The sequence below is a fragment of the Tateyamaria omphalii genome, from assembly GCF_019802125.1.
GTDB classification, from domain to species: Bacteria; Pseudomonadota; Alphaproteobacteria; order Rhodobacterales; family Rhodobacteraceae; genus Tateyamaria; species Tateyamaria omphalii_B.
The window spans coordinates 392,501-400,686 of sequence record NZ_JAHVHT010000004.1; the positions used below are offsets into that span (position 1 = coordinate 392,501).

Sequence of the window (8,186 nt, forward strand, 5' to 3'; positions counted from 1 at the left end):
ATCATCGGCCGAAGCCTAAGAGCGCGATATACAGACGTTGATCCATCGAAATGAACCAAACCGCCCACATATCTCTTCAGTTATCATCAATTTCAAAGAGCGTAGAGACAAAAGAACTGAGATGCGCCGTATCTTCTTTGGCGCGCCCCGCCCAATCACCTCTGATTTAGTCTTGCGTCTCGTTGCCGTCTGTCTGCGTTTCCGCTTCCGTGTGGCCCGTCTGGCGCCCCGTTGGTGCATCTCTGCGCCGCCGGTGAGGGGGGTTCTACGGTTAGTGCGGGGTGCCCGCAAGTGCTTTTTTGAAGAAAACGCATTTTTTTCCAAAAAACCTGATTTTCCTCGAAAAAACATGGTCTTACGCAATCAAATTTCACCAACCTAGCGTCAAATCGGCAGAAAATTACCCCGCCTCACGACCTGCGTCATACCCCTGTCATCAATATATGGGGTTATCCACAGACCTATCCCCAAGACTCACCAGACTCACCCGGCCAAATCACCTGAATCGCGCCCGATTCACCTCAACGAGTCGCCCGATTCACTGGACCAGCCCCAAGATTTTTCGAAAATTCCGGGTCGCGACCCCGATTCAGCCGCGATTCACCCTGACTCGCGATGCGCTGACCGCCCTCAATCGGGCAAATCACCCCTCAGGCTGCCACTTTCTTGACCAGCGCGGGAACGCGCAGCGCCAAAAGCCCCAAAATCACGGTCAGATAGACCAACGGCTCCAACTGAAAGCCTTTGCTCAGCCAGATGAAGTGCACAGCCGACAGAATCGCGATGGGATAGGTCAGCAGATGCAGCCGTCGCCACGCAGCACCCAGCCAGCGGACAGACTTATTGTTCGATGTCACCGCCAGCGGCACCATCAGAACAAACGCGGCCATCCCTATAGTAATGTAAGGCCGCTTGATGATGTCCGCGATCACCCGGTCCAGCGTCTGCACATCCAGCACCGCCCAGACCAGCAGATGCAGCACAACATATATAAAGGCGAGCAATCCAACCGCGCGGCGGAACTTCAGCAGGTTCACACCCGCAAACCGGCGCAGGGGCGAGATACACAGACCCGCAATAACAAGCTGCAGGGCAATCTCGCCCAGCTCATGCTCCAGCGCCCGAATGGGCTCACGCCCCAGACCGCCGGTTTGTGCCATATATAGAAGTACGGGGGCCGGGATCAGCGCCACTATATATACAGCCCATGTGGGAACACGCCGTGCCGTGCTATTGATGACATCAGCAATCATCACGCCGCCCTCACCCTGTCGGAGCATACATGTCCCTCGCGCCCCTCCTGTCCGAAGGTTGGATCATCGCAAGCCACGCGCTGATGGCGCTTGCCGCACTGGGACTGGGCATATGGCAAATGGTGGGGACCAAGGGCACGAACCGTCATCGCCTGATCGGCTATATATGGTGTGCCCTGATGATGGGGGTCGCCGCAGGCAGCTTCTGGATCAACCACATCCGAATGTTCGGCCCGTTCAGCCTGATACATATATTGTCGGCCGCCGTTCTGGTCAGCGTGCCCATCGCCGTTCATGCCGCCCGCGCCGGCAAGATCGAAAGCCACCGAAAGAGCATGCAGTCTCTCTTCGTCTTTGCGCTCATTGTCACGGGCGCATTCACGTTGCTGCCGGGCCGCATAATGCATGATGTCGTTTTCGGCGTTCAATAGAACTTGGTCAGGTCCATACCGGCGTAAAGGCTCGCGACCTCTTCTTCATAGCCGTTGAACATCAAGGTCGGCTGTCGCTTGGCAAATAGGCCCCCACCGACGACACGTTCACTCGCCTGGCTCCAGCGCGGGTGATCCACTTCCGGGTTCACATTACTATAGAAGCCATACTCGCGCCCGTTCGCCTTGTTCCAGCTGGTGGGCGGCTCATCCTCGGTCACGGTAATCCGCACAATCGACTTGATGGATTTGAACCCGTACTTCCATGGCACCACCAAACGCATGGGCGCGCCGTTCTGGTTCGGGATCGTCTTGTCATAGATGCCCGTCGCCATGATCGTCAGCGGGTGCATCGCCTCATCCATGCGCAGCCCCTCGACATAGGGCCAGTCCAGCGTGGGAAAGCGGACCCCCGGCATCTCGTCCGGGCGCAGCGCGGTTTCAAAGGCGACATACTTACCTTCTTCCTGCACTCCGGCCAGAGTCAGCAGGTCCGCCAACTCAAACCCGTTCCACGGGATCACCATCGACCACGCCTCGACACAGCGGAAGCGATAGATGCGCTCCTCGATCGTCATGGCTTCCATGATCTGTTCCATGGAATAGTCGCCCGGATTATCGACCAGCCCGTCGATGACAACGGTCCACGGCTCGGTGGTCAGCGTGTGCGCATTGCGCGCCGGATCACCCTTGCCGGTCCCGAACTCATAGAAGTTGTTATATTGTGTGATGTCTTCCCACGCATTGGGCACCAGTTCGTCGGCACCCTCGCTGCGCGCCATGCCCGCCGCACCGATCAGGCCCAGACCCATCGCGCCCGCCATGATCTGCCGACGATTCATATACGCCGTCAGCGGCGTCGCGTCAGCGCGGGTCAGGGTGTTCTTCCAACGGTGGGCCATTCATGTGTCTCCTGCGGTTTCAAGCATCATGGCACATAGATGGGTCCGGCCGCCCGGCAAAATGATATTGCATCACGGCCTTGTCACCGGGTTGTAACTCGGGGTGATTTCATTCAGCGCCCGCGACCGCCCATCATCCTGCACGATGCGCACATGACGGCGGCGCATCATTCGCGGTTCGGCCACGCCAACCGAATGCGCAATGGTCTCGACCTCGTGGATGATCTCGCTGGCATAGCGGGTCACACGCTTTTCCTTGTCCTCAACGACGAGGCCCTTCTGGAACCGCTTGTCATGTGTGGTGATCCCGGTCGGACATGTATTCTTGTTGCACTTCAGCGCCTGAATGCAGCCCAGGCTGAACATGAAGCCCCGCGCGGTGGTGACAAAGTCCGCCCCGGCGGCCAAGGCCCAGGCCACATCGCCCGGATTGACCAGCTTGCCGGATGCGACAACACGAATGCGCTCCTTCAACCCCGCCTGATCCCGCAGGTCCACGACCGTCACCAGCGCTTCCCGAATGGACATGCCCACCAAATCAATCAGCGGCATGGGCGCGGCGCCCGTGCCGCCCTCGCCGCCATCAACAGTAATAAAGTCCGGCGCACACTCCGCACCGCGCGCATTGATCGTGGCAAAGAGATCGGCAATCGGCGCCTCCGCCCCCACCACCGTCTTGATGCCCACAGGTTTGCCGGTGACTTCGCGAATGTGACAGACCAGATCCAACAGATCGTCCCAGTCATCCACCTCCGCATGGCGATTGGGCGAAATGCCGTCCTGCCCCACGCGCAGCCCCCGGATCTTGGCAATCTCCTCCGTCACCTTCTCACCGGGAAGAATACCGCCCTTGCCGGGCTTCGCCCCCTGCGCCAGCTTGATCTCGAACATCCGCACCTGTTTATGGGCCGCCACCTCGCGCAGCTTGTCGTCGCTCAGGTTGCCGTCTTCATCTCTGACGCCAAACTTCGCCGTCCCGATCTGGAAAACAACATCGCAGCCGCCCTCCAGATGATACGGGCTCAGGCCCCCCTCACCCGTGTTCATCCAGACGCCCGCCTCCTTCGCCCCCCGGCTCAGCGCCCGAACGGCGGGTTTCGAAATCGCCCCATAACTCATGCCAGAGATGTTAAAAAACGACCGCGCCGTAAACGGTATCCGCGCGCCTTCCCCAATCACCATCGGGGCCGTCCGCGCATACTGATCGGCAAGCGGGGGAAAGGCCGCATTCACAAAGATCGGTGTCCCCACGACACTCAGGTTCCGGGTCGACCCAAAGGCGACCGTATTGCTCACCCCCTCACCCGACCGCTTGATCCACTCCCGCTGCGCCCGGTTGAACGGCAGCTCCTCCCGGTCCATGGCAAAGAAGTACTGACGAAAGAACTCGCCCAACGTCGAAAACAGATGCCGGAAGCGGCCAATGACGGGATAGTTCCGCCGGATCGCATCATGGGTCTGCGCCCGGTCGATCACGAACATCACCAGCGCCACAGCCACACCCAGACCGATGACAAAGAAAAACCCAAGGACCATCACCTCGAGCACCGACATCGCAAAACTCAACCGCTCACCCTCCCATGCGTGTTGCGACCACTCTGCAAATCCGCCGGAACAGACGCAAGGACAGGCAAGTTTCCGCCCCGCTTAACAAAACCGTGAGTGGAAATGACGAACCGACCCAGCTTAGGCAACCTCCGCCGCATTTCAAGATGCTGTGGGAAAAATTTCCACGTGATCCAAACTACCCTGACGCGCGTTCACCCCACGATGCCGCCCCGCGGTCATCGCAACATCTCAATGGGAGAAACACTATGATCCGCAAGACACTTCTGGCCACCGTCGCCACAGCCGCCTTCGCCACAGCCGCCATCGCCGGCTCGGCCAAGAAAGACATCGTCGACACGGCCGTTGACGCAGGCACGTTCGAAACGCTGGTCGCCGCCGTGACAGCCGCCGACCTCGTCGACACGCTGAAAGGCGACGGCCCGTTCACCGTCTTCGCGCCAACAGACGAAGCCTTCGCCGCCCTGCCCGAAGGCACGGTCGAAGAGCTGCTGCTGCCCGAGAACAAGGACCAGCTCGTCGCCATCCTGACCTACCACGTCGTGCCCGGCAAAGTGATGTCGACCGACCTGCAGGACGATATGGAAGCCACCACCGTCCAGGGTGACGCAGTCACCATCGACCTCGACGACGGCGTGAAGGTCGAAGAGGCCAACGTGGTCTCGGCAGACATCGAAACCACCAACGGCGTGATCCACGTGATCGACCAGGTGATCCTGCCCGACACCAGCAGCTAAGCTGATCAGCAAGGGGCCCCACCGCACGGGGCCCCTTCGCTCTGCGCAACACCGCGCGCCCCGGCCCCATACTGCACACCAACCCGCAGATGAGGCCCACATGACCGACCCCCTCCAAAACATCCCGCTTCCCGAGATCTTCGCCGACGCCCTCCCCCGCGACCGCGCCACGCAGGACGCCGAGGCACAAGGCGAACTCGAACACTCCATCCTCACCCACGGCCTGCGCCAACCGATCGAGGTCTGGCAACTCAGTCAACCGCAGGACGGGCACCGCTACGGCCTGATCTCCGGCCACCGCCGCCTCGCCGCCTGCCGCAGGCTCGATCACGCGACAATCCCCGCCTTCCTCCGTAGCCCCCGCGACATCCCCGACGCACTCGCCGCCATGGTGACGGAGAACGAAATCCGCGCCCAGATCAGCCCGTGGGAAAAGGGCAAACTCATCCTCGACTGCCTCCGCACCGGCCTCTTCGACAGCGAGGACGCCGCCATCGCCACCCTCTTCGGCCCCCTCTCGCGCCAGAAAAAGGCACGGCTGCGGAGCATCACACTGGTGGTCGAGGTTTTCGACGGCGCCCTCGCCACCCCCGAACGGCTCTCCATCTCCCGCATCGAACGGCTGGCCTCGGCCTTGCGGGCGGGGTGGGAGGACCTCCTCTCCGACACCCTCCGCACTTCGGGAAGCGACACGCTCGCAGGTCAATGGTCCGCCCTCGAACCGGTCATCCACGAAGCGCTCAACCCCCAGAACGAAGACACCGCCCCCGGCACCCCCACGGCCCCCCGCCGCTCCATCAAATTCGCCCGCGGCCTGCAAATCCGGCGCGAGGTCACACGCTCAGGCTGGATCCTGAGGTTCTCCGGCCCCGAGGCCCGCGTCCCGGGCCTGATGGACGACGTGATGGAAACAATAGAGCGGCTCTTCGGAACAGAGGGGTAGGCCGTAGGGTGCGCATTCATGCGCACCAACACACCTCAAACCCGATCAAACCCCGGAACGGTAGGGCGGGGTTCACCCCGCCGGGTTGGTGTCCAGGTTGCGTTTGGTGAGCGGGGGGAGCGGGCTTTGCAAAGTCGCGCACTCGACTCACATTGAAAGGCCATTCAAGTGAACCAAGTTGGCGACCCAAAACTTCAAGGAATTCTGTTGGGGCTATAGCAGGATCAATTCTGCTCTTTGCAGGACCTACTTCCTTTTCAGCAGGCCACAATCCAATTCTTCAACGCAGCGCTTGGAAACCTAAAAAATATAACTATTCTCGCTATACGGGAATTTCTTGCCGCAGCTGAAGAGTTAGATCTGTTGGTTTCCGCACGTACATTTTGAGGAGATTGCAATGACTGTTTCTACCTACACTTCCATTTCCAGTTTGGCCTCTGCATCGGGTTTTGCCGACGGCGACGTAGCCATGGTTTCTCTGCTGAACAGCGAAACGGGCGTGATTTCTTATGTCCATCGAAGCGCGTCTACCAAGGTACCTGGATTGCCTGGATGGGATCCGATCTCGCCAGTGTACCTTGAGCACTACGGCATCTCCACAAGTGCAACCAAGGCGGCTCCGACCGCCGACCAAACGGCTGCGCTACAAGCTGCAATTAACGGGACCGAGGGCGACCTGCTTTTCACAGGTTTCGTTCTCGTCAAAGACAAAATAAGTCTTTCAAACAAGTGCAGACTGCATTGCCCTTCTGGCAGAACCAATGGCGGGTTGACGGTAAAAGCCGGTTTCAACATGTCTGCTACCTCGGTTCTTGAGGGGGTAGATATTGAGAACGGAGTATCCATTGGTGACTTAACCGTTTGGTTCGCTCAACCGAGTACGACGGACCGATCTTCACTTAGGCAATATCCACCTTGCGTCGACCTAAACGACGGTACGCGGAACAAGATAGACAATCTTCGCATCGAAGGCGCGTGGGTTGGGATTAAGGGAAACTCGAACGTCGGAGGCACACGCTTTGGCCACCTGGAATTGGGTTGCTTTGACACGAACATAGAAGTGGATGGCGCACTGGATTTTGTCCACTGCGAGAGTATAGCAATTTGGCCATATGGATCCGCTGGAAGTGCACGAGAGTCGATTTTTTATGACGGTGTGACGGTTGGGTTGAAGTTGGGTCGTGTGGACAACTGGAATTGTGACAAGTTGTCCTGCTTCAGAGTAAAGAGCATAATCGACAACCCGGCGTCAGACAGCCGTCTTCCGGCTCAGTTTGGGTCGATAGCATTGGATGGAAATGATGCACTCCTAATTTTGGGGGGTGGGTCTTCGCAAATCGCAAACATTTACTCTACCAAAAACACGGTGGCCCCGGGTACTGAGAGGGACATCACGGCGAATACGGGCATCCATACGATTGGTCTCTTCCAAGCTCAATCAGGGGCAGACGGGATCGTGCTGGCGACCGGAGACGCAATACTCTCGATCACTGATTATCAGGTAAACCAGCTCAATGGCCAAAGACGCGCCGCGATTGCTCAACAGAACGCTCAGTTAACAATTGGCCGAGCACGACCAGAAAGCAATGTCCCCAGAACAGCGGCGATGTTCGAACAACAAGTTGGAGCAACGATGCGGATTGGGGAGCTGATGCCGCGAAGCGCCACACCACCAGCCGTTCCATATGTTAAATTCAACAGTGATGAAGTACTAAACTACGTTGAAACGGAGGTGTTCGAAGTCGACGCAAACACCGGCTGGGACCAAGGATACTACACCGACGCCTCGCAAAACATGTCAAAAGGACGCCTCAGGCTACTGCCATTCAATTCCGAAGGCTCAGAGGTCGCTTGGACGGATCAGAATGGCAACATCAGCTTCATATTTGACGTGTTCCGCGATGGTGGAGCAGACGTACTTAGAATCCGGCGGCCGAGCGGCGGCTCCTATCTGGAACTGCTGGAAAACGGAAATCTGAAGATGCCGCTTGCCCCTGTTTTTGCCGACAACGCGGCCGCTGCGTCTTTAGAAACAAATACTATCTACAAGACACCAACAGGTGAGCTGCGCATAAAATTTTAAAGAAATTGCTGGTCACGAACACTGAATCACCGGGGCGCACCTACGCTGTGGCGCTCCGGTCTGAAATTTGACTAGCCAAGTTGGTACCGTACTTTGTCAATTCGCGTGCCAAAGCTGGAACAAACTTAAGCATCCCTCAGATGACTATGTCCGCTTCTCTAATTGGGCATTTGGGTCAAGCTCGTTTTCCTTCTTTGTTTGGGACCGTTGTCACTCATCCGGGTCACGCTTCTCTTCGCAGTCTGGGTGATGCCTCGTGGGACATCGCTGC

Annotated in this window: 7 protein-coding genes; 4 read left to right on the forward strand and 3 right to left on the reverse strand. The window is 58.4% G+C overall.

From position 1 onward, the window contains the following. Positions 1-650 precede the first annotated feature (650 nt). Entirely contained in the window at positions 651-1,253 is a 603-nt protein-coding gene (gene msrQ / locus KUV51_RS17910) for a protein-methionine-sulfoxide reductase heme-binding subunit MsrQ (protein ID WP_222522826.1), read from the reverse strand. A gap of 29 nt (positions 1,254-1,282) precedes the next feature. Here msrQ and KUV51_RS17915 point away from each other — a divergent pair, with 29 nt between their 5' ends. After that, positions 1,283-1,684, forward strand: coding sequence for a DUF2306 domain-containing protein (locus KUV51_RS17915; RefSeq protein WP_261385894.1), 402 nt, complete (start codon positions 1,283-1,285; stop codon positions 1,682-1,684). Here KUV51_RS17915 and msrP read toward each other — a convergent pair. Beyond that, positions 1,678-2,586: a protein-methionine-sulfoxide reductase catalytic subunit MsrP gene (msrP, locus tag KUV51_RS17920; RefSeq protein ID WP_222522801.1), complete on the reverse strand. Its 909-nt coding sequence runs from the start codon at positions 2,584-2,586 to the stop codon at positions 1,678-1,680. The two genes, KUV51_RS17915 and msrP, sit on opposite strands and share 7 nt — an antisense overlap. Positions 2,587-2,658: 72 nt before the next feature. Next, positions 2,659-4,152: an FMN-binding glutamate synthase family protein gene (locus KUV51_RS17925; protein WP_410001083.1), complete on the reverse strand. Its 1,494-nt coding sequence runs from the start codon at positions 4,150-4,152 to the stop codon at positions 2,659-2,661. A 248-nt stretch (positions 4,153-4,400) separates the two neighbouring features. Here KUV51_RS17925 and KUV51_RS17930 point away from each other — a divergent pair, with 248 nt between their 5' ends. The 3 genes from KUV51_RS17930 (at position 4,401) to KUV51_RS17940 (ending at position 7,915) form a co-directional block, all read left to right on the forward strand. Continuing rightward, a complete protein-coding gene (locus KUV51_RS17930) occupies positions 4,401-4,889 on the forward strand; it encodes a fasciclin domain-containing protein (RefSeq protein ID WP_222522802.1) in 489 nt (162 codons plus the stop codon). Positions 4,890-4,989: 100 nt separating this feature from the next. Further along, positions 4,990-5,832, forward strand: coding sequence for a ParB/RepB/Spo0J family partition protein (locus KUV51_RS17935; RefSeq protein ID WP_222522803.1), 843 nt, complete (start codon positions 4,990-4,992; stop codon positions 5,830-5,832). Between the two features lie 397 nt (positions 5,833-6,229). Beyond that, entirely contained in the window at positions 6,230-7,915 is a 1,686-nt protein-coding gene (locus tag KUV51_RS17940) for a hypothetical protein (protein WP_222522804.1), read from the forward strand. Positions 7,916-8,186: the final 271 nt, after the last annotated feature.

Excerpts from the sequence above, each read along its gene's own strand:
- KUV51_RS17940 (WP_222522804.1), top strand. The coding sequence starts at position 6,230 with ATGACTGTTTCTACCTACACTTCCATTTCCAGTTTGGCCTCTGCATCG.
- KUV51_RS17930 (WP_222522802.1), top strand. The coding sequence starts at position 4,401 with ATGATCCGCAAGACACTTCTGGCCACCGTCGCCACAGCCGCCTTCGCC.
- KUV51_RS17935 (WP_222522803.1), top strand. The coding sequence starts at position 4,990 with ATGACCGACCCCCTCCAAAACATCCCGCTTCCCGAGATCTTCGCCGAC.
- KUV51_RS17915 (WP_261385894.1), top strand. The coding sequence starts at position 1,283 with ATGTCCCTCGCGCCCCTCCTGTCCGAAGGTTGGATCATCGCAAGCCAC.
- msrP (WP_222522801.1), bottom strand. The coding sequence starts at position 2,586 with ATGGCCCACCGTTGGAAGAACACCCTGACCCGCGCTGACGCGACGCCG.
- msrQ (WP_222522826.1), bottom strand. The coding sequence starts at position 1,253 with ATGATTGCTGATGTCATCAATAGCACGGCACGGCGTGTTCCCACATGG.